The sequence below is a fragment of the Paenibacillus sp. FSL A5-0031 genome (genome assembly GCF_001956295.1).
Classification (GTDB): Bacteria; Bacillota; Bacilli; order Paenibacillales; family Paenibacillaceae; genus Pristimantibacillus.
Window position 1 is genome coordinate 136103 of record NZ_MRTD01000011.1, and the last position, 24977, is coordinate 161079.

The 24977-nt window shown below is 45.5% G+C and carries 20 protein-coding genes; 19 read left to right on the forward strand and 1 reads right to left on the reverse strand.

What is annotated here, in order from left to right:
- Nucleotides 1–152 precede the first annotated feature (152 nt).
- The 4 genes from BK120_RS35350 to BK120_RS19915 all read left to right on the forward strand — a co-directional run bounded on the left by BK120_RS35350 (nt 153) and on the right by BK120_RS19915 (nt 5989).
- A complete protein-coding gene (locus BK120_RS35350) occupies nt 153–317 on the forward strand; it encodes a hypothetical protein (RefSeq protein WP_179089834.1) in 165 nt (54 codons plus the stop codon).
- Between the two features lie 160 nt (nt 318–477).
- Nucleotides 478–2415 (forward strand): putative thiazole-containing bacteriocin maturation protein, encoded by a 1938-nt coding sequence (locus BK120_RS19905; protein WP_305953894.1) that lies wholly within the window; start codon nt 478–480, stop codon nt 2413–2415.
- Nucleotides 2412–4352, forward strand: coding sequence for a TOMM precursor leader peptide-binding protein (locus tag BK120_RS19910; RefSeq protein WP_076269249.1), 1941 nt, complete (start codon nt 2412–2414; stop codon nt 4350–4352). Before BK120_RS19905 ends, BK120_RS19910 begins: the two co-directional genes overlap by 4 nt.
- Nucleotides 4353–4408: 56 nt before the next feature.
- Entirely contained in the window at nt 4409–5989 is a 1581-nt protein-coding gene (locus BK120_RS19915) for a SagB family peptide dehydrogenase (RefSeq protein ID WP_076269250.1), read from the forward strand.
- 71 nt (nt 5990–6060) lie between these two features.
- On the opposite strand, the gene BK120_RS19920 is transcribed toward BK120_RS19915, so the two are convergent.
- On the reverse strand, nt 6061–6564 hold the full coding sequence (locus BK120_RS19920; RefSeq protein ID WP_076269251.1) for a hypothetical protein: 504 nt from the start codon (nt 6562–6564) through the stop codon (nt 6061–6063).
- Nucleotides 6565–6722: 158 nt separating this feature from the next.
- Between BK120_RS19920 and BK120_RS19925 the strand changes: the two genes are divergently transcribed.
- The 15 genes from BK120_RS19925 (at nt 6723) to map (ending at nt 24591) form a co-directional block, all read left to right on the forward strand.
- Nucleotides 6723–7064 (forward strand): DUF3889 domain-containing protein, encoded by a 342-nt coding sequence (locus BK120_RS19925; protein WP_076269252.1) that lies wholly within the window; start codon nt 6723–6725, stop codon nt 7062–7064.
- A gap of 83 nt (nt 7065–7147) precedes the next feature.
- A complete protein-coding gene (locus tag BK120_RS19930) occupies nt 7148–7459 on the forward strand; it encodes a YbjQ family protein (protein ID WP_076269253.1) in 312 nt (103 codons plus the stop codon).
- 187 nt (nt 7460–7646) lie between these two features.
- On the forward strand, nt 7647–10010 hold the full coding sequence (locus BK120_RS19935) for a DUF4350 domain-containing protein (RefSeq protein WP_076269254.1): 2364 nt from the start codon (nt 7647–7649) through the stop codon (nt 10008–10010).
- A gap of 89 nt (nt 10011–10099) precedes the next feature.
- Nucleotides 10100–11032: an ABC transporter ATP-binding protein gene (locus tag BK120_RS19940; protein ID WP_076269383.1), complete on the forward strand. Its 933-nt coding sequence runs from the start codon at nt 10100–10102 to the stop codon at nt 11030–11032.
- On the forward strand, nt 11029–11934 hold the full coding sequence (locus BK120_RS19945) for an ABC transporter permease (protein WP_076269255.1): 906 nt from the start codon (nt 11029–11031) through the stop codon (nt 11932–11934). The genes BK120_RS19940 and BK120_RS19945 overlap by 4 nt, the downstream gene beginning before the upstream one ends.
- Before the next feature lie 164 nt (nt 11935–12098).
- Nucleotides 12099–13997 carry a coiled-coil domain-containing protein gene (locus BK120_RS35355; RefSeq protein ID WP_179089835.1) on the forward strand — a complete coding sequence of 633 codons (1899 nt, stop codon included), beginning with the start codon at nt 12099–12101 and terminating at the stop codon, nt 13995–13997.
- Nucleotides 13998–14012: 15 nt separating this feature from the next.
- The gene (locus BK120_RS19955; protein WP_076269256.1) at nt 14013–15002 is read left to right on the forward strand and encodes an AAA family ATPase; all 990 of its coding nucleotides are present in this window, start codon (nt 14013–14015) and stop codon (nt 15000–15002) included.
- Nucleotides 14999–16006: a DUF58 domain-containing protein gene (locus BK120_RS19960; RefSeq protein ID WP_083682207.1), complete on the forward strand. Its 1008-nt coding sequence runs from the start codon at nt 14999–15001 to the stop codon at nt 16004–16006. Before BK120_RS19955 ends, BK120_RS19960 begins: the two co-directional genes overlap by 4 nt.
- 88 nt (nt 16007–16094) lie before the next feature.
- A complete protein-coding gene (locus BK120_RS19965) occupies nt 16095–18083 on the forward strand; it encodes a vWA domain-containing protein (RefSeq protein ID WP_076269257.1) in 1989 nt (662 codons plus the stop codon).
- Nucleotides 18067–21024 carry a VWA domain-containing protein gene (locus tag BK120_RS19970; RefSeq protein ID WP_076269258.1) on the forward strand — a complete coding sequence of 986 codons (2958 nt, stop codon included), beginning with the start codon at nt 18067–18069 and terminating at the stop codon, nt 21022–21024. The genes BK120_RS19965 and BK120_RS19970 overlap by 17 nt, the downstream gene beginning before the upstream one ends.
- 32 nt (nt 21025–21056) lie before the next feature.
- Nucleotides 21057–22133 (forward strand): CHAP domain-containing protein, encoded by a 1077-nt coding sequence (locus BK120_RS19975; RefSeq protein ID WP_076269259.1) that lies wholly within the window; start codon nt 21057–21059, stop codon nt 22131–22133.
- Nucleotides 22134–22239: 106 nt separating this feature from the next.
- Nucleotides 22240–22551 carry a rhodanese-like domain-containing protein gene (locus BK120_RS19980; protein WP_076269386.1) on the forward strand — a complete coding sequence of 104 codons (312 nt, stop codon included), beginning with the start codon at nt 22240–22242 and terminating at the stop codon, nt 22549–22551.
- Between the two features lie 171 nt (nt 22552–22722).
- Complete coding sequence (locus BK120_RS19985) at nt 22723–23292, forward strand: hypothetical protein (protein ID WP_076269260.1); 570 nt, start codon at nt 22723–22725, stop codon at nt 23290–23292.
- Nucleotides 23292–23648 (forward strand): phosphotransferase, encoded by a 357-nt coding sequence (locus BK120_RS19990; protein ID WP_076269261.1) that lies wholly within the window; start codon nt 23292–23294, stop codon nt 23646–23648. The genes BK120_RS19985 and BK120_RS19990 overlap by 1 nt, the downstream gene beginning before the upstream one ends.
- 196 nt (nt 23649–23844) lie before the next feature.
- A complete protein-coding gene (map, locus tag BK120_RS19995) occupies nt 23845–24591 on the forward strand; it encodes a type I methionyl aminopeptidase (protein WP_076269262.1) in 747 nt (248 codons plus the stop codon).
- The last annotated feature ends 386 nt before the right edge of the window (nt 24592–24977 follow it).

The following is a 24977-nucleotide window of genomic DNA, read 5'->3' on the forward strand; positions in this document are numbered from 1 at the left end:
ATTTTGTGAATGCCGATGATCATCACATGAACATATAACGGAGGCTACTAAGATGAATGAATTTAAGAATGATCTTCAAAATTTAAACACGGATGCATTTAAATCGAGTGGAATGACGCCGAATGCGGGTCAAGGCCAAATGGATCCCAATAATGCTCGGTTGTGTATTGGCTTTTGTATTGGTTTTTGTATCGGCTTTTGTTCATGCGGCGGCTGTGGCGGCTGCGGAGGTTGTGCAAGATGCGGTGGCTGTGCTCGCTGCGGAGGCGGCTGTGCCCGCTGTGCTGGCTGTGCCCGTTGCCGTTAGTCAATATTGAGATGTAAATAGAAGGTTCAAGACACCCCTGCAAACGCTTTTCGGGATGCAGGGGTGTCTTTCTATGCGAGTGCAGGTATGACGGACAAATAGCCTTACATATCTTTATAGAGGAACTCTTGTTACGAAAAGCCAGATTTCAAAATAAGGAGGAATGAATTTTGGATCCTTCTATGCGCCTTAAAGTGAGAGGAGATACTTTTTTTCTCCCGAGCTCGGACGGAAGTGTCTATTTCCGCAATAATATCGGTTCATTTCGGATGGAAGGCAGTACGATTGATCAATGGATAGAGAAATTAATTCCGGTGTTTAATGGCGAGCATTCGATGCATGAAATAACGGATGGATTGACAGATCAATACCGTGATCATGTTTATGAGATTGCAAAAGTATTGTATGCGAATGGTTATGTCCAAGATGTGAGTCAGGATAGACCACATCAGCTTCCGAGCCATATTGTTAAGCAATATGAGGCTCAGATTGAATTTTTGGACAGCTTTGATGGGTCTGGGGCATACCGTTTTGAGCTGTTTCGAAAGTCCAGCGTACTTGTTGTTGGGAACGGGAATTTTTTGGTGTCAGTAGTGAAATCATTACTTGAATCCGGCCTTCCTCAGTTTCACTTCATCAATATGAACACGGAAACGAAGGGACCTAGTCGAATTACGGAGCTGGTACACCATTACAGACCATTCGATTCAGAGGTCAAGGTGGACGAGATCAGCTTGCCGAAGGATGGCGGAGTGGAATGGTCGTTAGTAATACAGCAATACGATGCAATATTTTATGTGTCAGACACAGAAGGGGAAGCTGAGCTTCAATCTCTTAACCAAGTATGTCGACAAAATAATAAAGTGCTGCTGCCAGCTGTAATTCTAGGTCAGGCAGGTTTAGCTGTTCCGCTTACGTATTCAATTCCGGAGGGTGACTGGGAATCAGCAAGGCGCAGAGTCCATTATGCTTCTATTTATGAGGAAACAAGTGATTATGCTGGTTCATCTGTCGCGGAATCGCTGCTCGCTAACGTGATCGTTTTTGAATGGCTAAAAACAGCTGCAGGTGTAACGAAATTAGAAAATAATAAACTGTTTCTGCTGAACCTAGAGACGCTGGAAGGCAAGTGGCATCCGTTTCTTCCCCATCCGTTAGTCAATGAAAAACAAATGGCGAAGAAGGTTGAAGATTATGAGCTTCTGTCGGAAGAGAGCACAGGAAAACGTGATCCAAGCGGTTTGCTCCCTTTCTTCAGTCAGTTAACATCCATGGAGACGGGCATCTTTCATATTTGGGAGGAAGGAGAGCTGCGTCAACTGCCGTTGTCGCAATGCCGGGTTCAGTCAGTTGATCCGCTGTCAGAAGGCCCAGCGCTGCTGCTCTCGGAAATTATATGCAACGGTATTAGACATGAGGAGGCACGCAGAGAAGCGGGGCTAGCTGGAATTGAATCTTATGTGTCGCGTATGGCCAACATTTTCATCAGCCAGACGTCTGAAAATGGCTCTGCATTAGAGCCTGTGCTTATGAGCGTAGGAGCAGGGGTAACGATCGAGGAGGGCGTCTGCCGCGCTTTGCAAAAGTTTTTATCCGAAGAATGGATAAGGCTATACGAAGCAGAACCTCCTTCTATCACACCGATTAAGCTTAGTCATATTGAGGATGAACGATGTCGTTACTATATAAATGCGCTAACCACGATGCAAGGATCACCTTCATTTGGCATCAGTGAAACTGTAATTGGTTTTCCAGTTGTATGGCTGAGAACAAACGGTTGCTGGTATCACGCAGTTGATTTAAATGAAACGAGAGCACTTCGCAGAGTTTTATTGGGCGCTTTGCTGGACATTCAGAACAAAGAATCTCTCTTTAAAGGGAAAATAAATCAATTGGCTTCTGTAAATGTGAAGGAAGACGAAGTGATGAATCTCTCCATAACCGAGTGTGATCCATTTGAACATCGAGAGGTTCTGAAGAATGCATTGATGCATCTACAAAATAACCAAAAGCGTCTTCTTGTGTATAACTTAACTTCGGAAGCTTTTTTCAATGAGGAGCTAGCGGGAGTATTCGGCATCTCGCTCCGAGAGGAGACAGAAGAGTGAGCGCTAAAATGGCAATTGTGGGAGAAGGGCTGCTCGCAGATTACGTAACCGATCTATTATCTGAATTTTGTCAGGTTGAACGAGTGAGCGATCTGTCGTTTGGTGTTCCAGAAAAGGCAGAGCTTGCGCTCGTACTGAGTGATGGCTATGATTCAGCTTCTCATCTGATGGCAGAGGAAATGTTTAAGCAATCGGGGACTCCATGGCTGCGTGGCTTTGTATCCTTTGGTGAGGGCGTAATTGGTCCGCTTGTCATTCCCGGGACAGCAGGCTGCTCGCAGTGCGCTGATCTGCGGCGTTTGATGGCTGGAAATGATCGGAAAGAAATGTGGGAGCTGCAGCATCTTTTTATGCACGGTGAAGTTTATCCGGATATTTGGTCTTCTCGAAGCGGTCTTCTGCATGTGGCTCATCATATTGCTGTTGAAGCTGAACAATTCCTCCTTAAAAACAAGGCTCATCTTGAAAATCGTGTAAAGCTGGTACATTTGCAAACGCTCAACAGTTCGGTTCATTTTTATTTGCCTGATCCGCTTTGTACGATTTGTGGAGAAATACCTGATGATTCGGCTATAGGTTCGCGAATTAAGCTACATCCAAGCCCGAAAATTAGCGAAAATAGCTATCGAACTCGTTCGATGAGTGAGCTGAAAGCTGTATTAGCCAATGATTATTTGGACAATCGCACAGGGTTTTTGAACGGAAAAATGATTGATCTGATGTCGCCATTTGCGGATTCGAGCATTATTTTACCGATGTTTTCGGGAGATGAAGGCTGCGCTGGCCGTACAAATTCTTTTGCAGACAGTGAAATGACAGCAATACTAGAGGGTTTAGAACGTTATTGCGGTATATCGCCTAGAGGAAAGAGGACGGCGGTTCATGACAGCTATGAGCATTTGAGTGAGATTGCTCTTGATCCCGTTCGGGTAGGCGTTCACGAGAAGGAACAGTATGAGCGTCCCGATTTTCCGTTTCAACCATTCGACCCGAGCAGAAAAATCGATTGGGTGTGGGGTTATTCGTTTTTGCAGGAGAAGCCTATTCTCGTGCCGGAACTGCTTGCTTATTACAGCTCTGGCTGCGGCCATGGATTTGTATACGAAACCTCAAATGGCTGTGCGTTAGGAGGCAGCTTGGAGGAAGCTATTTTTTACGGAATACTGGAAGTAGTAGAACGGGATTCATTTCTCATGACCTGGTATGCACAGCTTCCGCTTGTTCCTATAGATCCTTATTCCTCCGGAGATCTGGAATTAACCTTAATGGTGGAGCGTTTACGTGATGTCACCCAATATGATGTCCATTTATTCGATTCGACGATGGAGCATGGCATTCCGAGTGTATGGGTGCTTGCCAAAAACAGAACGGAAAATGGCGTTAATATGATTTGTGCTGCTGGGGCGCATCCCGATCCGGTGCGGGCAGCAAAAGGAGCCATCCATGAGATCGCTGGCATGCTGCTCGCTTTTAATGAGAAGTTAGAAGAAAACCGTGAGCAGTATGAACGCATGCTTCATGATCCTTTTCTAGTACGGCAAATGGATGATCATTCGATGCTGTACAGCTTGAAGGAAGCTGAGGAACGGTTGAACTTCCTTCTTCAAAATGAGAGGCCGCTCCGTACATTCGAAGAGGCATTTAAACCAAGGCCAAAGCATGCGGATTTGACAGATGAATTAAACGTATTCCTCAAAGTTTTCCGTGAATTAAATTTAGAAGTTATCGTTGTTGATCAAACGACGCAGGAAACGCTGAGAAATGGGCTCCATTGTGTAAAGGTGATCATTCCAGGTATGCTCCCGATGACGTTTGGTCAACATCTTGTCCGCTTGAGAGGACTTGAGAGGGTGCTGCGAATTCCAGCTGAGCTGGGTTACGTCAAGGAGAGGTTCACGCATGAGCTGCTTAATCCTTATCCGCATCCGTTTCCATAAGCACTATCTGCTGTCATGCAGTGGATCTCGGCGAGTTGGCACTTAGGAGGGGAGATATGAGTCTGAAGGCTTTTTTGCACCAATTGCAATATGATCCAGACAAAACCAAACCTCAAGATGTGGAAATCGATTGGGATAACGCTCCTCTACCGTACAAATTATATCGTCATGTACCGGTATTTCCTCTCGCTTCGGATGTTCCGCTTACTTTAACGGGCAAACGGGAGCATACGATGCCAACGCTACGGGATATAGGACATTTTCTTTGGTATACGTTCGGGATGACACAGCTTAGCCAATCTGTTCTTGAACAACATACAGGGGAGGAATGGGAGGACTCCTTGCAGCTTTGTAGACGTTTTGTTCCATCAGGCGGAGGGCTGTATCCAAGCGAAGTATATCTTTATTTGAAGCTGGATGAATTACCTAACGGAATTTATCATTATGATGTGGCACATCATCGTTTGGTGCTGCTGCGTGAAGGCCAATTTGATCGGTATTTGAGTAATGCGTTAGGTGATCGGTGCGACATAACAAACGGCTTCGGAGCTGTATTTGTGTCTACTTTTTTTTGGAAAAACTTTTATAAATACAATAACTTCTCTTATCGATTGCAGGGATTAGATGCTGGCTTGCTCGTTGGCCAGCTGCTTGAAGTAGCGAAACGTTTTGACTTTGAGGCGGGTGTTTACTTTCAGTTTCTTGATGGTGCCATCAATCATATGCTTGGGCTTCCTGATACAGAAGAAAGTGTTTACGCTGCGATTCCTCTTGCGATTGATGCAAATATGGAATGGTTCCACCATGGTGATAGCGCTGAAAAAAATATTTCTTCAGATGAATTATGCAGTATGCTTCCGTTAATTAGACATGAGCACTACATCCGATCAAAAAAGGTATTGGAATATCCGCTGTTGATTAAGATAAATGAAGCCTCCATTATGGAATCCGCACGCGCGTTTAAACTGCTTGAGGCGCAGCAAATACTAGCCAGCAGTAGCGATGTTTTTGCTTTACCGAGTGTAAATCGATTGACGTATGATTTAGCATCGGTATGCAGGCAGCGCTACTCGCCAGAAAATGAATATGTATTGCAAACCGTGAGTCTAACAGATTTGGCAGCACTATTGCAGGAGATCATGATTTCTTATAGGTATCGTAATGATTTGGATAGTTTAGTGCGAAGTCCATCGTCGCGCGTCCATTTATATGGCTGTTTTTATGGTGTTGATGGGATTCAAGATGGAGCGTATTACTATGATGATGCGGCTCACGCGCTGCAGCTTGTCCGTGTGGGTGACCAAAGGCCATGGCTTCAGTATGGCATGTCTTTGGATAACGTAAATTTATTCCAGGTGCCGCTTACTTTTCATGTGGCAGGTAATCTGGAGCATTTTCATAAGGAGCTTGGCTTTCGCGGCTATCGTATTCAGCAAATGGAAGCGGGAATGCTCGTTCAACGTTTGCTGATTGCTGCTTCCGCATTGAGGATGGAAGGTCGACCGTTGCTAGGCTTCGATGTTAGCTCCATGAATGAGCTTTATGGATTAACGCCAAATGGACTAACGAGTCTTATTCAAATCCCTATTGGCCCATGTCGACCTCGTTCACGACTCGAAGGCAGTTTGTCGCAATAGTTGATGAGGAGACAAAAGGGCAGATTGAATGATGGCAATCATTCAATCTGCCCTTTTTATGTTTTGCTTTTTTAACCGTTTGGCTGCTCAGCTGCCGCTTTCTTCTGATGCTCCCCGGCTGGTTGGCATGTAACTGGGAAGCAAACATGGTGCGGATGGTGATGCATCATAGGGTGGAACCAAGCATGATGATAATCTAAAGTTGAGAGCTCCCATCCATCATGAGGATGATGGTGATCGTAGTGCATATGCTCATCCCACATCTCATGCATCATGGGATGATAATCATCCATCATGTGATGAAAGTGATGCATATGGTGGAAATCCTCCATCATCGGATGAAAATCATCCATCATGGGATGGAAGTGATGCATGTGGTGAAAGTCATGAAAGTCGTGCATGTACGGATAATGATGCATTAGACTCAAATCAACACAGCAATGAGCTGGAGCGGGAGCCGTCTGTGCATTCACAGTTTCCGGTCCCACATTGGCCTGGGCAGGACTTGTTTGCATTTGTTGATAGTACTCAGGCATAACAGCCGATTGTGGCATATAAGATTGATTGCGTATCATGGTGTGCCTCCTTTTTATCATACTCTACAATATGCTTTGAATGAAAAAAGGGCACTTATCCCTATAAATTGGGCTGCAGCCTTTAGAAGTGAAGAATAGGACGAAGCAAAGAGGGTGACGCTAGTACCATCTCAATCCATGAAATAGGTGGTTGCAAAATGATAATTAATATTGTAATTAAGGCTGTGTTCGCACTGCTTAGCTTTACGCATACGGAAGTGTTTGCGACAGAAGCGGTTCAATTGCATGCGGAGCCGTCCTACGCAAAGTGGGGAAAGCTGGCTATGCAAGAAACGTCAAAAGCATACGAGGATGCTTCGATTGTCAATTACAAATACGAAGGAAGAAAAAAGCTTACTAATGGAGAGTCAGAGGAAAGTTTTGTTCTAATGTTAAATAAAGATGCCAAGCAATTCGCTATTCGCGTTACGATTAGAATAAACACGATTACGGACAGACTCATAGATGTGGAATTGAAAGAGCTAATGAATGGAACTTAATTGAAACAAAACAGCTGCCAGCTTCGTAATATAAGCAAATGTTTTAAATACACGCTTCTTTATGAAGCGAGAGGAGCATAATGATGCTAATTTCAACAACACCAACAATAGAAGGCCGTCCAATTCAAGATTATATAGGAATCGTAACAGGAGAGGCGATTATGGGTGCAAATGTCGTTCGTGACTTTTTTGCATCAATTACAGACATCGTTGGAGGACGCTCCGGTGCGTATGAGAGCAAGCTGAAGGAAGCACGTGACGTAGCCATTGATGAGATGAAAAATCAAGCCGCTAAGATTGGAGCAAATGCAATCGTTGCGATCGACATTGATTATGAGGTTGTGCGTGAAGGAATGTTAATGGTAGCTGTCAGCGGAACAGCAGTACGCCTGTAAAATAATTTACCATAAAATTGGAAGACGATAAAACGATGATCATCTTAAGCACAGCTTATATGATCAAGTTTTGTCGTTTTTTTTTTGTATTTTATGATTATTTAGAAAAAGAAGCAACAATTCAATTGTAAAATCCGTTAAAATAAGGATGTGTATAAATGGAAGATCAAGTAAAGAGAGGGGTCAAATGGTGAACTGTTTTATTCATTTAAGATATCGAACCATCGCATACGCGGTCATGATTAGTTTGATAGCAGCTTTCTTAGCGGGAACTGGCAACGCACAGGCAGCAGCAACGGAGAAGGGAATTTCATTGGAAACGAGTGTCGGATTTCAGGGCTACATGAAACAATCCGAATGGTATCCTGTACGGCTTACACTGACAAACCAGACAGCTGAGGATTTGAAAGGTGAAGTTGTTATATCTATAGTAGGGTCTAATGACTTGATCATACCCACAGAGCTGCCTCTAGGCACATCCATACAATTAACAGCATCTATTCAAGGCGAGCTTCTTAATCGGAGCAACAGTAAAATACGTTTTTTTAAGGACTCCTATAAATCTGGAAAACTTATTCCGATTTTCGGTAACGATTACATAAACGCAAGAACAGCCAACAGCTACACCATTGGTGTCATATCTCGTGACCCGGATACTTTGAATTTTATGCCATCGTTAAATCAACGAGGCTACGAAATAACAGTCATTCCGATTGCGCAGAAGGAACTGCCCAGCGATCCCATTTTACTCAAAACATTCAATACGATCGTTATCAATGATATGCCAACCACGGGCTGGGAAGAAGCACAGGTTAAAGCCATAACGGATTGGGTACAGCAAGGCGGTACACTAGTGTTAACTGGAGGAGTAGGCTATGGCAAAACGGCAGATGCCTTTAAACAGTTTGCACCATTAGAATCGTCAGGCACATCGACCATATCCAGCGCGGATTCACTTGCCAGCTTCGGAGGTACCGCACTTTCACTTGAAAAACCTTTGGTCGTCTCGACAGGTCATATAATAGATGGCAAAACGGAGCTTGCTGAGAATGGCCTGCCGCTTGTCGTATCCCGTGAACATGGATTTGGGAGCGTTATTTATATCGCTTTTGATCCATCACTTGAGCCTATGTCTACATGGACTGGCAGCGCGACGCTATGGGCGAAGGTGCTTAAAAAAAATTTGACGCCGCTTCAGCCTGGTATGGTGAACATCAACAATAATATGAAATGGAATATTGAAAGTATTATAGATGAGTTCCCGTCGATTAAACCGCCCAACTTTATGCTGCTAATGTGGATGTTTATCGGCTATATGATCATCACAGCGCCAGTACTGTATATAATTTTAGCTAAGGCAGATCGCAGAGAGTGGTCGTGGTGGCTTATCCCTGCTTTTTCTGTTATGACCGGTTTTGCAATCTTTTTCTTTGGCGCTGAAGATAAGCGGAATTTATCAGCCCATACGATTGAGATCATAGAGTTGACTGGACAAGGAGACGCCGTACGATCGGGCGCAACTGCGGTGTTCATTCCAACTGGGGGTACAGTGACTGCGGAATTTGATAAAAGAGTAAATTTATCTTTTTACACCATTTACAATCAAAGTGGAAATCAGACTATGGATGATAAAACGCAATTGATTTCCGAAAATGATTCGACTACAGCATTATGGCGCTCCGTTCCCTATTGGTCGACAAGGAAACTATGGATAGAAAAGCAAACGATGAGCAGTGATACGGGGCAGCTAACCCTTGCTTATAAGCAGGTTAGACATGCAATTGAGGTAACTGCTACTAACAATACGACAACTAATCTTACGAATGTTTCTATGCTAATTAATGGGCAAGCTCAGCTCTTTGGCGATTTGAAGGTCGGCGAGAGCGGGCAAACGACGATTACAACGAGTACGGTTAATCAATCAGGTTATTTCCCTTATGGACAGATGATGTTTCCTAATCCAACTAACAGAGGCAATGACGGGTATAATCGAGAGCGACAGCTTATAGACAGCTTTGGGAATCGAAACAATGGCGGTATTGTCCCGCCGGAGCCTATAGTGGTTGGCTTTAGCACTGATCATGAGCAGAATTACAAGGTAAACGGCGAAACGATAAAGACTGATAACTTGAAGCTGTGGGTTCAAAAGGTCGATACCTCTTTTATCGATGGGAATCGTGTCATCGTGCCAGCAGGTCTTATTAATCCCATTATTACAGAGAATGCCACGAGTCAATTGCAGCACTACGGGAACGGTTCTTATTTTGTAGGCGATGGCGAGCTTATATTTGAATATATTTTGCCAAATGATCATGATGCTGTATATGATCATCTCGAAATCCTATACAACAACAGTACAACTGCTTCAAATCTCATATTGACTGTCTGGAACGAGAAAGAAGGAAATTGGACAGATCCAAGCAAAGCTGCAGCAGCGCCAAAAGAGTATTTGATTAACAATCAAATTGTTCGTATGAAGTTTTCGGTCATTGGTTCTGTGGACATGACTTTACCGCAGATTGCTTTAGAAGGAGAGATACTGAAAAAATGAACAAAAATCACGAAATAGAGATCATTAATGTGGAAGTGTTTAAAACGGAACCTGCGGAACAACCATCAAATGATGCGCCTCTGGTTCCGATGATTGAGATCAAACAGCTTTCCAAAACATTCGGAACGTTTCAAGCGCTTAAATCAATTGATCTAACGATTCCAAAAGGAACGGTATTTGGTTTTGTTGGGCCCAATGGGGCGGGAAAATCAACGACGATGTCTATTCTTGCGACATTAATGATACCCACCTCAGGCATTGCAAAAGTAGACGGATTTGACGTGACCAAACATCCGCATGAGGTGCGTAAGCGAATTGGATATATGCCGGATTTTTTTGGTGTGTATGACCAATTCAAAACGTTAGAATATTTGCATTTCTATGGCGCCAGCTATGGTATACCGAAGGCGGAGCGGGAGCAGCTGATTCCGCAATTGCTGGAGCTGGTCAATTTGAGCGATAAAAAAGATGCTTACGTTGACTCGCTGTCTCGGGGTATGAAGCAGCGGCTTTGCTTGGCACGCTGCCTCGTTCATGATCCAGAGCTCCTTATTTTGGATGAGCCTGCTTCCGGCCTTGATCCTCGAGCACGGATTGAGATGAGAGAAATATTGCGAGAGCTGAAATCAATGGGGAAAACGATCATCATTTCTTCACATATATTGCCTGAGCTCGCCGAAATGGTAGATGAAATCGGCGTCATTGAGCATGGTGAAATGATTGCGATCGGAAATGTCGCAGATATTCAAAATAGATTGCGTGTCAAACGTTTCCTGCATGTGAGATTAGTTGATCGGGAGTCAGAAGCGGAGCTGTTTTTGCGAGATCGCCCTTATGTTAACCGAATTTTCCGAGATGATCGTGGAATACAAATTCACTTTGGCGGACAGGATGCCGAGCAATCACTGCTCCTTCATGAGCTGGTTGCAGCAGGTTTTCAGCTGATATCCTTCAGTGAAGCGCAGACGAATCTTGAGGATGTGTTTTTGGAAATTACGAAAGGGGGAGACGGACTCGAATGAAGGAGCAATCCGCGGCAAGAGATGGCCGAACGAGCTGGCGCCACCAGCTTATCAATCCCGTACTCAATAAAGAGTTTAAGCTTAGAATGAGGACGCCTCGCGCGATGTGGACGCTGTTCTTTTACTTATTTGCAATCGGCTTAATGGCTTTAAGCGCTATTTATTTAACTGAAGTAACTTCTGGACGAGGACAGTCCTATAATCCTGAGCAAAGCAAGATTTTGTTTTATTTTATGAGCATGGCACAGCTTGGTTTGATTGCTTTTATGGCACCGGGCCTCACTTCTGGTGTTATTAGCGGCGAACGCGAGAAGCAGACCCTCAATTTGCTGCTCACGACGCAGCAGAGCTCAGCAACGATTGTGCTTAGCAAGCTTGTATCGTCACTAAGCTTTATGGTACTGATTGTGATCAGTACGATTCCTGTATACAGCATGATATTTTTGTATGGCGGCATCTCGCCAGAACAGCTCTTTCTCGTTTTCTTGTTTTATTTATTTATTATGTTTGTACTCGGTTCCTTCGGCATATTATTCTCGACATTATTCAAGCGAACAATGATTTCTGTCATTGTAACGTATGGCGTTACGTTGTTTATGTTTGGCGGAACAGCATTATTATTTATTGTACTCGTAGGCGTGATGGAGCAAATGCCGCAAACGACTACAAATGCTTATAGCTGGATCGGTCATATTATTGCCTTGAATCCTGCGGCTGCTTTGTACAGCATTTTAGATCCGCACGTCTCAAATCAAGCCTTTTCTGTGAATTCGATTGGACAGAAAGGGTATAATGCGCCGCTTGCATTGTGGCAGGAGTTCATTATTATCTATACGCTTCTCTCCATCCTTGCTCTATGGCTCGGCATTCGTAGACTTCGTCCTCGTTTGAGACGGAAATAATGCTTGAAAAATAAATTATAGTTACGAAAGTGAGAGCTGTGAAGCAAATCATGCTGTAGGTAAGGTTTTGCTGCGCAAATGATGCTTACGAAGTAAAGTTTTGCTTTGCAAATAATGCTTACGAAGTAAAGTTTTACTGCGCAAAACTTATAGGAGGGCCAGTTATGCAAAAGAAGTCGTTGGTTGAACTGCTCCAGCCTGTTAGACGCAGGTTGACAATGTTTACAGTGAGCCGTTATGCGCTGATAGGTTTACTTGGAAGCAGTGCTGCTGGCCTTTTGCTGCTTGGTGCAAGCAGGCTGTGGCCTATTCTGCATGTTCGACTGCTTGTGTTCATCATTGCTAGTTTAGGTTTCGTTGCTGGTGCGGGCATTGGATTATGGAAGCGTTCTTCCTTAAGGGAAGCAGCTAGAATGATGGATAAACAAGTAACTGAGGATGCGATATCGACAGCTCTTGATGGGTTAATGCGTGAAGAAAATCAGGCTCATCCGATCGTTATGATGCAGCGAGAAGTGGCAACAGAGGCTGCTGATAAATATGTGAGCGGATTACATTCTTCGCTGCCGTGGCCAGACTGGCGAAGCTGGCGTTTACTCATCTATAGCGCAGCTGCTGTATGGATCGTTTTGGCGATACTGCTATTCCTGCCTAATTCTCTTGACGAACGAGCGGAAGCGCTCGCAGTGGCTAAGGAAAGGCTTGTGGCGCTGGAGCAAGAAACGGAGAAGCTTACTGATCTCGCGGAGGCAGCAGAGCTGCCAGAGGATCAGAAGCAGGAGCTGCTTAAACCACTGAAGGAGCTTCGCAGCAAGCTCGATTCGCTGGGCAGCGATGGAATTGAGGCGCTAGAGCAGCTGGAGGCTGCGATTAACAAGCTGGAATTAGCAGCTGAAGCGGCGCAAAAAACGGCGAAGCGGTTGGAAGCTGCGGCGAATGCGATGAGCAATGAGCCAAGCCTGCGGCAGCTCGGCCAAGCTTTACAGGACCGAGACGCCGCAGGCATGCAGCAAGCGATCGACGCGATGCGATCGCAGCTGCACCAACTGTCGCCAGCGCAGCGTGAAGCGCTGGCGAGTGCACTTGAGCGGCTGGCGGCAGAGCAGCCGCAAGAGCAGAGCGCCGCACAGCTTGCTGCGGCGCTTGAACAGGCGGCGCAGCAGGCGCGCGCCGCAGGTGATGCCGGGGCGGACGGCGGAGCCGCCTCGGATGGCGAGAGCGCCGGCGATGCACTCGCGGCGCTTGAGAAAGCGCTCGCCCGCGAATTGTCGCAGGGCGAGCTGGAGCAGTTGGCCCGAGGTATGGCGGGCCAGCTCGGGCAAAGCGGGCAGCAGCTGGCACAGCAGCTTGCTGCGGAAGGCGCCGCGGGCGTAACGCCCGGCACTGGCTCTGGCTCTAATGCTGCATCCGGCACTGGCAATGGCACTGGATCTAGCTCTGGAACTGGAACTGGCTCAGGTTCTGGCTCTGGCACTGGACCTAGCTCTGGCTCTAGCTCTAGCACTAGCACTGGCACTGGCACTGGCACTGGCACTGGCACTGGCACTGGCTCTGGCTCCGGCTCTGGCTCTGGTTCCGGATCTGGCTCCGGATCTGGATCTGGATCTGGCACTGGCTCTGGCTCTGGCTCTGGCTCTGGCTCTGGCTCTGGCTCTGGCTCTGGCTCTGGTTCTGGATCTGGATCTGGATCTGGATCTGGCACTGGCTCTGGTTCTGGTTCTGGTTCTGGTTCTGGTTCTGGCTCTGGATCTGGATCTGGATCTGGCACTGGCTCCGGCTCTGGACCAGGAGCTGGCACAGGAGCCGGCGGCAGAAATTTGATCACAACGCCTCGTACGATGCAAGGCTCCGGTAATGTGCAACAGGATGGTGGTCCTTCATCAGGGGGGCAGACCGTTAATGGCGGTCAATCCCCGATGATCGATGGAACGACACGTCCTTATGAGGATGTCTATAACGAATATGCAGCAGAAGCGAAGCAATCGCTAGGACGCTCTCAGCTGCCTGATAGTATGCAGGAGAAGGTTAAGCAATATTTTGATCAAATTCAACCGAACCGATAATGGAGATGATCCGATATGATTGAATCCAAAGCACAGTTAGATGAGGCAGCCGCGCGGATTGCTGCATTGAAAGAAGAGATTGGCCGTGTCATCGTCGGTCAGCAAGCCGTTGTGGAGCAGCTGCTCTGGTGTTTGTTTGCCGGGGGTCATGCCCTTCTCGAAGGAATACCAGGCCTTGGCAAAACGATGCTGATCCGCACTGTTGCGGATTGTATCTCTTTGCAGTTTTCTCGTATCCAATTTACGCCTGATTTAATGCCTTCGGATATTACGGGTACAACATTGATAGATTTTGGTACCCAAGGCGCAGCCGCACATCGGTTTCAAGCAGGGCCGATTTTCGGAAATTTAGTGCTCGCTGATGAAATCAATCGGGCGACGCCCAAAACACAAAGCGCATTGCTGGAAGCTATGCAAGAGGGTACGGTAACAGCAGGCGGGGAGACGCATCAGCTGCCAAAACCTTTTTTTGTGCTGGCTACCCAAAATCCGATAGAACAAGAGGGAACTTATCCGCTGCCTGAAGCGCAGCTTGATCGTTTTTTGCTTAAAATTGGAGTGGATTATCCAAGCCGCGAGGAGCTTAAACAAATCGTGCTTCGCACAACTTCAATTACTCAGCCCAAAGTATCGGTTGTCCTTTCCGCGGCTGAATTATTGGATCTGCAGATGTCCGCTAAACAGATTTTAGTCGCCGATGAGGTGCTTGATTTAGCGGTTAAGGTTGTTATGATGTCGCATGCTGGCGAGCCTGACGCACCTGAAGAGGTGAAACGATACGTTCGATTCGGAGCGGGACCGCGTGCTGTTCAAGCCATTATCGCTGTAAGTAAAGTTAGAGCATTGTCAGCTGGAAGGCTGCATATTTCTTGGAATGACATTCGGCAAACGGCTTTGCCGGTGCTTCGGCATCGACTCGTGCTTAGCTATGAAGCACAAGCGATGGGCATGTCGAGCGACCAGATGTCCGAAGCGATTTTAACAGCTGTGGAGGCCGCGCGATGAGCGTGAGCAACGAATCAGCAAACTCATCACAGAATGGCTGTTCTCCATCTGCCGGACTTTCGAATCAGGAAGCTTTAAAGCTATTATTTCCTAATCTATCTTTTCTAACGGAGCTTGAACGAATGCGTATTCGTGCAGGCAACCGCATCAAAGGCATGCTGGCAGGCAAAAGGCGTTCCAGCTCGCTTGGCGGATCGCAAGAATTTGCTGATTATCGGCCTTATTCATCCGGTGATGATATCCGCCGAATAGATTGGAATGTTTACGGCCGAACAGGCAAAGCGTTTATTCGGCAATATTGGGATGAACAAGAGCTGCAGGTTAGCCTCTACATTGATGTATCTCAATCCATGGCTTTTGGACATTCAGATACAAACAAGCTTCAATATGCGTTAAGACTAGCTGCATGTATAGGGCATATCACGCTTTGCGGTGATGATCGAATATCTGTGCGTTTGTTTCGTGATACGATCATTAGAGAGCTGCAGCCGCTGCATGGGTGTGTTTCTTCATCAAAGCTTTTTCATTTTTTAGCAGATGCCATGCAGCAGCTGGAGAGGGATAGCGATTCTTCTTCCCCTGCCGAAACAAAATTCGTTAACATGGCAGCACCATTCCAGACGGCAGCTGCATTGCCGAGGCGTTCTGGTTCAGCGTGGGTACTTACAGATGCTATGTTTGAACAGGGAATCGAAGAGACTCTCATTTCGTTAACAGCAGCAGGTCAACAGGTTGTGCTGGTACATCTATTGTCGCCTGATGAGTTGAGCCCCGATTTGAGCGGAGAACTCAACCTAATTGACAGCGAGCTGGGGACGGGAAAGGAAGTAGCGATAGGTCAAAAGCTGCTTCAGGAATACCGCAGTGCGGTTGCAGGCTATCAAGATGAACTGAAGAGCATATGCGCAGCACGCGGCGCCTCTTATATTTTCGTGAATACTGGCGTTCCATTAGAGGAAACGGTTAGACACGCTTTTTTATCCTCGCATGTACTTAACAGCTAGTTCTAAATTTACTGCTTTATAAGGTTTTTGCATATGTACTTTCCTAGCTCTCTTTAAAGCATGATTAGAATGGATTGGAGGGTATTGGATGCAGTTTTTGTCCGTGGCATCGGCTTGGTTTGCATTTGCGTTGCCAGCTATCGCTGCCATGTATATCCTAAAGAGAACCTATAAGAACCAGCATATCGCTAGTCACCTTTTATGGAGACGGGTATTGCAGGAGCAGGAAGCGAATCGGCCATGGCAAAAGCTCCGCAGCCGCTGGCTTCTCATTTTGCAGCTGCTCGTTGCGCTAATACTCGTTTTCGCTTTAATGGAGCCAATAGTCTTGAGGCAGGCAGCACCAGCTGGTCATGCTGTCCTCCTTATTGATCGTTCTGCAAGCATGTCGGCAAAAACAGGAGACATCAATCTTACTGCAAATACAAGCCTTGAATCAGCAATAGAAGCAGCAGAGATCTGGCTTGACAAACAATCAAGTGCTCGGTTGATTACGATTGTTGCCACAGGCGCGCAGCCTGAAGTGTTGACGAATCGCCAAAGAAACAAAGAGCAGATGAAACGACAACTGCAAGCGATAACTCCTTTTTATGGAAAAACAGATCATACCGCAGCCCTTTCGTTAGCAGATTCTTTGTTGCAAGAGGATTCAAATGGAGAGGTCGTAATTTTTACAGATGGCCAGTGGTCAGATGCTGCAGAAGCCAACAAGCTCAACCTGCATGCAAAAGTTGAGCGTGTAATCATAGGACAAGCGAGCTCTGACAGCAATGTATCGCTTTTATATTTTGGCATCAAAGCAGATTCGAACGATAACGGTAAAAGTGTGGGTATGATTACGATTCAAAATGACAGCAAGCGGGAGCAGACAGTAACGCTTGATGTATTCGCTGCAAATGATGAGAGTGACGTAAAAAAGCAGAATTTAGCTGCAAATCGAACCGTTATTGTTCCAGCAGGCGAGTGGGAAAGCGTGGAGATCGTCGATCTTCCTCCAGCCCTTTATTACAAGGCCAGAATTGAACAACGCATGGATGCTGTTGTCATTGATAACACGGCATTTCAATTCCCGACAATTCCAAGTGCTAGGCAAGCACTTCTCATTTCGGAAGGAAATTTGTTTCTGGAGAAAGCACTTCAGCTGGCAGGCGTACAAACGGTAAAAATAAGTCCAGACAGCGCCGTTCCAACAGGTGAGCAGGTTAATAAGCTGGATTGGATTATTTTGGATGGGATGAATGAACGGCTGATGGCCGACGCTGAGTGGTCTCTGCTGCTTAAATCAAAGCCGCTATGGATGATCGATCATCCCGATCAATCGGATGAAACAGCAAGCATTCCATCGAACACGAGAGTAGAGAAGAAGGATCATCCCCTTACGACTTATATCACATTTGCTGATACTCATATTGGTCGACTGGAGAAGCCTGATGCTTCAGAGCTCTTATGGGGAGAGCCGGTACTTAGCTATGGCGGAATTCCGGCAATTTATGCAGGCAAGGAGAATGGCAAGGCGAAGCTGCGCTTTACTTTTAATTTTCAAGATACAGATTTGCCGCTTCGGCCAGAGTTTCCGATTCTTATCCTTCAAGCTGCACAGTGGATGAGCGGCGGTTCTCACCTTGAGCTTGGTTCTGTCATTGCAGATCAGTTAATGGAAATTTCTCTACATACGAATACGGTCAAAGCGGTTTGGGAGGCGGTTGAGCTTACAGGAGGAGACTCCCGAGCTGAGCGTGCGCTGCTTCGTCAGTCAGCAGAGCTTGATTTGGATTCAGCTGGATTATATATCGCACCCTCCATTCCAGGGTTATACCGCCTCGTGGAAAGCGACAAAGAACAAATGGCTGTAAGCAGTCGGTTGCTCGCTGTCACGGTTGATCATGAGGAGCTTCAGAATAATGGAGCCGATGCAGGGGTGTTTTTGCCGAACGCAGCCTCTGAGCTCGCTCCAGCTCACGGCATAGATCGTTCAACAGAAGAACAGCAGATATCATTGCAATTGTATATTGCGATTTTATTGCTCTTCATAATGGCAGCTGAATGGGAGGTGTATCGCCGTGGGCTTTCAGGCTGAGTTCCCGCTCGCGTTTCTATTGCTGCTTCCTTGGCTCTTATATATCGTTTGGATGTTCAAAATGACGCTTCGACTTCGCGGCCGCAGAAAAATAATGTCTATTGTCACACGATCGATTATACTGCTACTCCTGATTGCAATTGCGGCTCAAGTCCAGCCGTATATTGAGCGAGAGCAGCGCAGCCTCGTGTTTGTCGCTGACAGGTCAGAGAGCATGCGAGCCGATAAGCGTATAGGCAAGTGGATAAATGAGGCGTGGACTGCTAAAGAAGAAGCTGATCGGGGGGGAATCATTTCTTCTGGGTTGAATGCGGCAGTTGAACGGACGGTTACGAATAAGAACTTAACAGGGGATACCGAGTTTAATTTCCAAGCGAATGTCAATCGGAACTATACCGATCTGTCACAGGGGCTTCAGTTAGCAGGAGCTATGCTGCAAAAAGAAGGCGGAGGACGTATTGTTCTGCTCTCTGATGGTGCAGAAAATACTGGTGATGTGCTTCGACAAGCACGTATGCTCAAAAATGCAGGTATTTCAGTCGATGTTGTCCATATTAACACTTCGGTTGTAACGGATACCTCGATTGAAGAATTGAATGTACCGGCAGCTCTTAAGCAAGGGGAGACCTTTACCTTTGAGATTGCCATTAACAGTACATTTGCGGGTCAGGCGCAGCTGCGACTTTTTGCAGATGATACTGAGCTTTCTGTATCGGATATTCAGCTTGAAAGAGGCGAAAATCGTTATTCGCTGCAAAGTGTTGCACTGGACCCGGGCTTTCACCGTTTTAGAGCTGAAATATTTACGGCAGGCGATGAACAGCCGGCAAATAATACAGCACATGCCTTTAGCCGGGTAAGTGGTCCACCAAATGTATTAATTGTGGAAGGCGTCCAGGACTCCTCAGCTAACATAGAAGCTGCGCTGCAAGCTTCCGTCATCCGTTACGAGACGATCATGCCAGAGCAATTGTCGGTCGAGCTAGCACAATATGCAGCATATGACAGCATTATTTTGAATAATGTATCCGCTGCGCGAATAGCGGAGAAGCCGATGGAATGGATTGCAAAAGCCGTTAGCGATTATGGGGTAGGCTTGATGATGGTCGGAGGTGACGAAAGCTTTGGGCTTGGCGGTTATTTCAAAACGCCAGTTGAGCGTGCGTTGCCCGTATATATGGACTTGCAAGGAAGAAAACAAATTCCATCGCTAGGACTTGTACTCGTCATTGATCGATCTGGAAGCATGTCGGATGGCAAGCTTGACCTTGCGAAAGAAGCTGCCATGCGAACGATTGAGCTGCTGCGAGATACAGATACAGTAGGAGTAGTTGCGTTTGATTCTTCACCTTGGTGGGTTGTAAAGCCGACGAAGCTTACTGATCGCCAAGCTGTCCTTGATCAAATCCAAAGCATTCAGCCTGAAGGAGGCACCGAAATATTTTCAGCGCTGAATGAAGGTTATGAAGGTTTAAATAAGCTTGACGCACAGCGCAAGCACATGATTTTGCTGACGGATGGTCAATCTTCAACGAATGCCAACTACAATACGATTACAGATGCAATGAATGAGAAAAATATGACGCTATCGACAATTGCTGTAGGAGAAGGCGCCGATCAAAAACTGCTAGAGCAGCTGGCGAAAAATGCCAAAGGTCGGTATTACTTTACGAAAGACGAAAGCACGCTTCCCGCTATTTTTAGCCGAGAGACCGTGATGATGTCTAGAACGTACGTCGTGGAGCAAACCTTCACCCCAAGTATCGGTCAAGCAGGAGAGTGGTCTTCCCTTTGGCGCAATGGATTGCCTGCAATCCATGCCTATATTGCAACTACGCCGAAAGAAACAGCTGAGATTGCATTATGGACACCCGAAGGCGATCCACTTCTCGCACGCTGGTCTTATGGTTCTGGAAGGGCAGTTGCATGGACAAGCGATTTAAGCGGAAAATGGTCAAGCCAATGGGTGCAATGGGCGGAGCTTCCTAAAGTTTTCGTTGATTGGGTAAAATGGACGTTTCCCCAGTTTGAGCGTGCACCCTATTCCATTACTGCACAAGTGAATGGTAATGAAGCAAAGTTAACCGTTCATTCACAGGCGGAGGGAGCAGGGGCTGACAGCAAGCTTTCCGCAGGCATCCTGAATCAAGAGGGAGAAAGCGAACGGAAGCGGTTAATGCCAGTGGCACCTGGTGAATTTGAAACGAAGCTAACAGTTACTGAACCCGGTGTTTATTTGGCGCAGATTGGTCAAGGGGATAGTCAATCGTCTATTCAAAATGGGAATACGGCAGGATTTGTGATCCCTTATTCGCCAGAATATCGAATCGCAAATCAGGATGGTTTAAAGCTGCTTGAACAGGTGGCCGCCACAACTACTGGAAGAATTTTAGATCCAACAGACCCAAAGCAAGCCTTCCAATTTGAACCTGTTCTTACACGGCAAGTTTATAACTGGACACATGGCCTTCTCTTGGCAGCACTGCTGCTATGGCTGCTTGATATCGCCATTCGCAGATTGTCTATTTCATGGAAACGTAGGTTTCAGCTGCTTAATCAAACTAGAAAAACGAAGTTATCAATCGAGCGAGATAACGAAAGAGCTTTAAGTGACCATTCGTCAAGCTCTGTGAGTCGCTTAAAAGAAAGAAAGTCAGAAGCAGTCCGTTTTTATAGCGGAGATAACCCTCCACGAAATCGTGAAGAAAAAGGTCAATCGGGAGAGGCTTCGGGCAAACGAGACGATGAGAAAAAAGTGAACGTTTCTATTGCAAGGAACACGAGCTTACAAGTGCCAACCAAAGAGGTGGAGCGCGCGCAAGAAAATGATCCCCGTGTTGCAAGAGAACTAGATTCGAGTCGAGCTAATATGCAAGGCAAAGCAGATAACGGAGCCACGATCAATCGTCTGCTTGCAGCGAAAAACAGAAAGAAGCGTTAGTATACTACTATTAATGCGGAGGAGGTGCCCAATTGAACACAATAAAAAAAGAGCACCGAATGGAAAGTATTCGTTTTTTTGTCCAAGAATTGATTTCATCAATCAATAATGAGGCGAAAAAACAAGAAGCTTCTATTCATCTATTCGGCGTTGCTAGCTTGGCCTCCATGTTGGCAATGAAAAGAGGACAGGATGCCGAGCTCGCTTCAATCGCAGCATTGCTTCATCGATATTATGATTACAAAACCGGTATTAGTGAGTTTTCTGGTCTTAACAGTGCGGAGTCCGTACGACCTTTTATTCGGGATTTGGATCTGTTTATGAAGGAGGAGCAAAATACAATTCTTAGAGCGATCTTTTATTATGAAGACAGAAGCAGAAGCCAAGGGCCTTATGAAGAAATTTTAAAGGACGCCTATTTATTGCAATTGTATCTTCACCAACCAAATCATTGTTTTGATCAGGTCGGGAAAAGTAGACTTGAAAAGGTATTTAGTGAACTTATGATTCCCGCCAAGTTTGTAGGAGCGTCAATAGACAGTGATACTGTTGGGATAGATGAGCGTTCAACTACGCGCGAGCTGCTTGCTGACATCGCGGAGTCGCTTGCGGGTGAAGATATTATTGGCGTGCCTGGCGATGAAAGGTATAGAGAAATATGCCGATATTGGCCGGACTCTGATATCCATAAAGTGTTGAAAAATAGCTGGTGCGCTGCATTTGTTTATTATTGCTGCAAATTAGCCGGCTTTCGTCTCCCCATTCGTTACCCGAATGGTGTTTGTCGTTTCGCGGGTGTAGCTGCTTGGCTGGAATGGGCACAACTGCCTGAAACCGGTTTTTTTTATAAGGATGGGCAGAATGGATTTACACCTCAGCGAGGCGATATTGTCATTTACGATAAGCTGTTATCTGATGAGCCTCATGATCATATTGGCATTATTTTGAGTTGCGAGGATACTCAGATACTCGTAGCCGAGGGTAATCGAGACAATCAGAACTACTCAGATGTTTTTTACAGGGAGAGACAACGCTTTATACTGGGATACATACGGATAAGCAATGACTACCAGTATGAATGGTGCGGCGAGTACATTCCAAATACTTAATGCTATTAATGATTAAGTGGGTTAATCAAGATAGACATGAGCTGGCCATAGCGTTACAATGCTTGTAAATGAAAATTTAAATGCAGCGCTTGAAGGGATGGGTAACATGTACTCAGAGATTACGACAGCCGAGTTAGAGAGCCAGTTGAAGGAAGGTAAAACCTTAAATCTAGTTGATGTTCGTGAAACAGAGGAGTGGCAAGAAGGCCATATTAAAGAAGCACGCAGCATCCCGCTTTCGGTGCTCCAAGAGCGGATTGATGAGTTTCAGCAAGGGGAAGAAGATATCATTATTATTTGTCGCAGCGGCGGCCGCAGCGGGAAAGCTTGTGATTACCTCGAATCTCAAGGTTATAAAGTTGTAAACGTAGCTGGCGGCATGCTTCAATGGCAAGGCGAAGTAGCTACTGGAGAATAATAGAATAATAGGTTTCTAAAAAAGCCCATTGCGGGCTTTTTTTATTTGCATATTCGAATGCAGAAATAAATCACCTGAGGTAAAAGTATCAAATGAATATATCTATTGTTTCTCTTGCTGTGATCAACGAAATCAAGCTATATTTAGTCCAAATTATAGGGGGGCTTGATTATGTCGCACACGAAACCGAGCTTATCGATTCAAGAAGTGAATACGGTGCTGCAGCGTCACTTTGGAAGCGAAGCAAGCCATATTATGGCTAATGAGGGCGGTAATTTCAGCAGCGTTTTTTTCTTCGAATGGGCAAATGAACCATATGTGATACGCTTCAATTCATCCAAGGAATCATTTCTGCAGGAAGAGACGATTTCAAATCTGCTTTCTTCACAAGAGCTGCCTTATCCGAAAGTTTGCGGTATCGGTGAAGAGCGGCATTTCTCCTATTGTATTTCAGAGCGAAAGCTTGGAATCGTACTGGCGGATTTGCAGACTGAGCAAAAAATGGCCGTTGTCCCCGATTTGGTTCATGTCATTTCCAAGATGAATCAGGTTCAATTAGGACAAACAATAGGATATGGCCCGGTCGTCGACGGAAAAAATGGTCAATATGCGGATTGGGAGTCATTTGTAGCAGCGTTTTTTGCAGAGAATCAGGAGGGAACCTTTTGGGAAAACTGGCATGAGCTGTATCAGAAGACCTGTTTAGAGCGTGATGTTTTTGAAGACATATTTCGAGGCTGATGGCATTTTGCAGCTATAACGCAGCACATAGACATTTTGTTCATAATGATTGTCATGAGTGGAATATTATTTCTGATGGCAGCAGCATTACCGGAATTATAGATGCAGGGTTCATCTACGGGGACTTTATGATCGATATAGCGACGATAGAAGAAGCAGTACCTGGTATAGATTTGGGCGAAGCATTCCGTGTTCATTATGAGCATTTAGGCAAACCAATTGATAACTTTAAAGAACGGCTTATTGGAGCACGATACTTTAAAGGTCTGGACGGTCTTCGTTTTTTTGCGAAAATGGGCTGGGATCATGCATATATCGAGCTTCGCGATAAGCTGCTATCTCTCCCTAAAGGGTAAATCATTAGAATGCCTCTCTACACACGCAGAGACATTTGCACATATAATGAGAACACGCAACTGACAACATGCTGACGGTTTTTGTGCAGTTTGGATATATTTTTATCACCATTTGAGGTATCCTTAGAATCACACTGTTTTTTAGAAAAATACTTCAGGCATCATTGTCCATGAAGTAAAGGATTGGGTGATTGAAATGATTGTTATCAAGACGAGTGAAGAAATAGCAAAGATGAAAAAAGCTGGTGAAATTTTAGCTGCTTGCCATAGGGAGCTGCGTACATTTATTCAAGCAGGCAAAACGACATTAGAGATTGATAAATTTGTCGAAGCTTTTTTGCAAAAGAATGGAGCAACTCCTGAACAAAAAGGATATCACGGCTACCCTTTTGCAACATGCGCCTCAGTTAATGATGTAATATGCCACGGTTTTCCAAGTGAGCGGGCATTAGTCGATGGTGATATCGTAACCATTGATATGGTAGTCAACCTAGACGGTTGGTTAGCAGATTCCGCTTGGTCTTATGCAGTCGGCAATATATCGGAAACATCGCAAAAGCTGCTTGATGTGACAAAGGAATCCATGTATAAAGGGATAGAGCAGGCTGTAGTGGGAAACAGAATCGGCGACATATCTCACGCGATTCAAGTTTTTGCTGAAGCACAAGGCTTCTCGGTTGTAAGAGATTTTATAGGTCACGGAATTGGTCAGAAAATGCATGAGGAGCCTCAAGTGCCTCATTATGGCCCGCCGAATCGTGGTACACGTCTAAAAGCCGGGATGGTTTTGACAATTGAGCCTATGCTTAATACTGGGAAGTACCACAGCAAAATCGATGAAGACGGATGGACGGCTAGAACGATCGATGGCGGTTTATCTGCGCAATACGAGCACACGCTTGCTATTACAGAAAATGGTCCGATTATTTTAACCGAGCAATAGATGTAATAAATGAACAGACTTTAGCCAATTAATATGGCCTAATGGCCACTACTATAAATTTCATTGTACTTGGCCTGCGTGCCTGTTTGTTTCTAGTGGAACAACGGGTCACAGGCTTTTTTATTTTGTAGAACAAAATTCTAAGTTTAGAAACTGTCCCTAAAAGGTCGTGAGTAAGCGGACTTTTATCGATGCAGAAAGACCCTTCCAAATCACTGTGAAAGTGGAAATAAAGGTTCTTTTTTCGATCATTAATATATGTAAAACTTGGTTATGGATTCCGAAGTTAACTTTTTGGAACACCCTTCTTTTGAAACATTTTTTAATGACAGGTTACTTTTTTAATAGAAAGAGTGTCTTATTACATATCAGGCAGAAGTGAGGCT

Coding starts and splice junctions, on each gene's coding strand:
- BK120_RS35350 (WP_179089834.1), top strand. CDS start 153: ATGCTCGGTTGTGTATTGGCTTTTGTATTGGTTTTTGTATCGGCTTTT.
- BK120_RS19915 (WP_076269250.1), top strand. CDS start 4,409: ATGAGTCTGAAGGCTTTTTTGCACCAATTGCAATATGATCCAGACAAA.
- BK120_RS19920 (WP_076269251.1), bottom strand. CDS start 6,564: ATGATACGCAATCAATCTTATATGCCACAATCGGCTGTTATGCCTGAG.
- BK120_RS19925 (WP_076269252.1), top strand. CDS start 6,723: ATGATAATTAATATTGTAATTAAGGCTGTGTTCGCACTGCTTAGCTTT.
- BK120_RS19930 (WP_076269253.1), top strand. CDS start 7,148: ATGCTAATTTCAACAACACCAACAATAGAAGGCCGTCCAATTCAAGAT.
- BK120_RS19935 (WP_076269254.1), top strand. CDS start 7,647: ATGGTGAACTGTTTTATTCATTTAAGATATCGAACCATCGCATACGCG.
- BK120_RS19940 (WP_076269383.1), top strand. CDS start 10,100: ATGATTGAGATCAAACAGCTTTCCAAAACATTCGGAACGTTTCAAGCG.
- BK120_RS19945 (WP_076269255.1), top strand. CDS start 11,029: ATGAAGGAGCAATCCGCGGCAAGAGATGGCCGAACGAGCTGGCGCCAC.
- BK120_RS35355 (WP_179089835.1), top strand. CDS start 12,099: ATGCAAAAGAAGTCGTTGGTTGAACTGCTCCAGCCTGTTAGACGCAGG.
- BK120_RS19955 (WP_076269256.1), top strand. CDS start 14,013: ATGATTGAATCCAAAGCACAGTTAGATGAGGCAGCCGCGCGGATTGCT.
- BK120_RS19960 (WP_083682207.1), top strand. CDS start 14,999: ATGAGCGTGAGCAACGAATCAGCAAACTCATCACAGAATGGCTGTTCT.
- BK120_RS19965 (WP_076269257.1), top strand. CDS start 16,095: ATGCAGTTTTTGTCCGTGGCATCGGCTTGGTTTGCATTTGCGTTGCCA.
- BK120_RS19980 (WP_076269386.1), top strand. CDS start 22,240: ATGTACTCAGAGATTACGACAGCCGAGTTAGAGAGCCAGTTGAAGGAA.
- BK120_RS19985 (WP_076269260.1), top strand. CDS start 22,723: ATGTCGCACACGAAACCGAGCTTATCGATTCAAGAAGTGAATACGGTG.
- BK120_RS19990 (WP_076269261.1), top strand. CDS start 23,292: ATGGCATTTTGCAGCTATAACGCAGCACATAGACATTTTGTTCATAAT.
- map (WP_076269262.1), top strand. CDS start 23,845: ATGATTGTTATCAAGACGAGTGAAGAAATAGCAAAGATGAAAAAAGCT.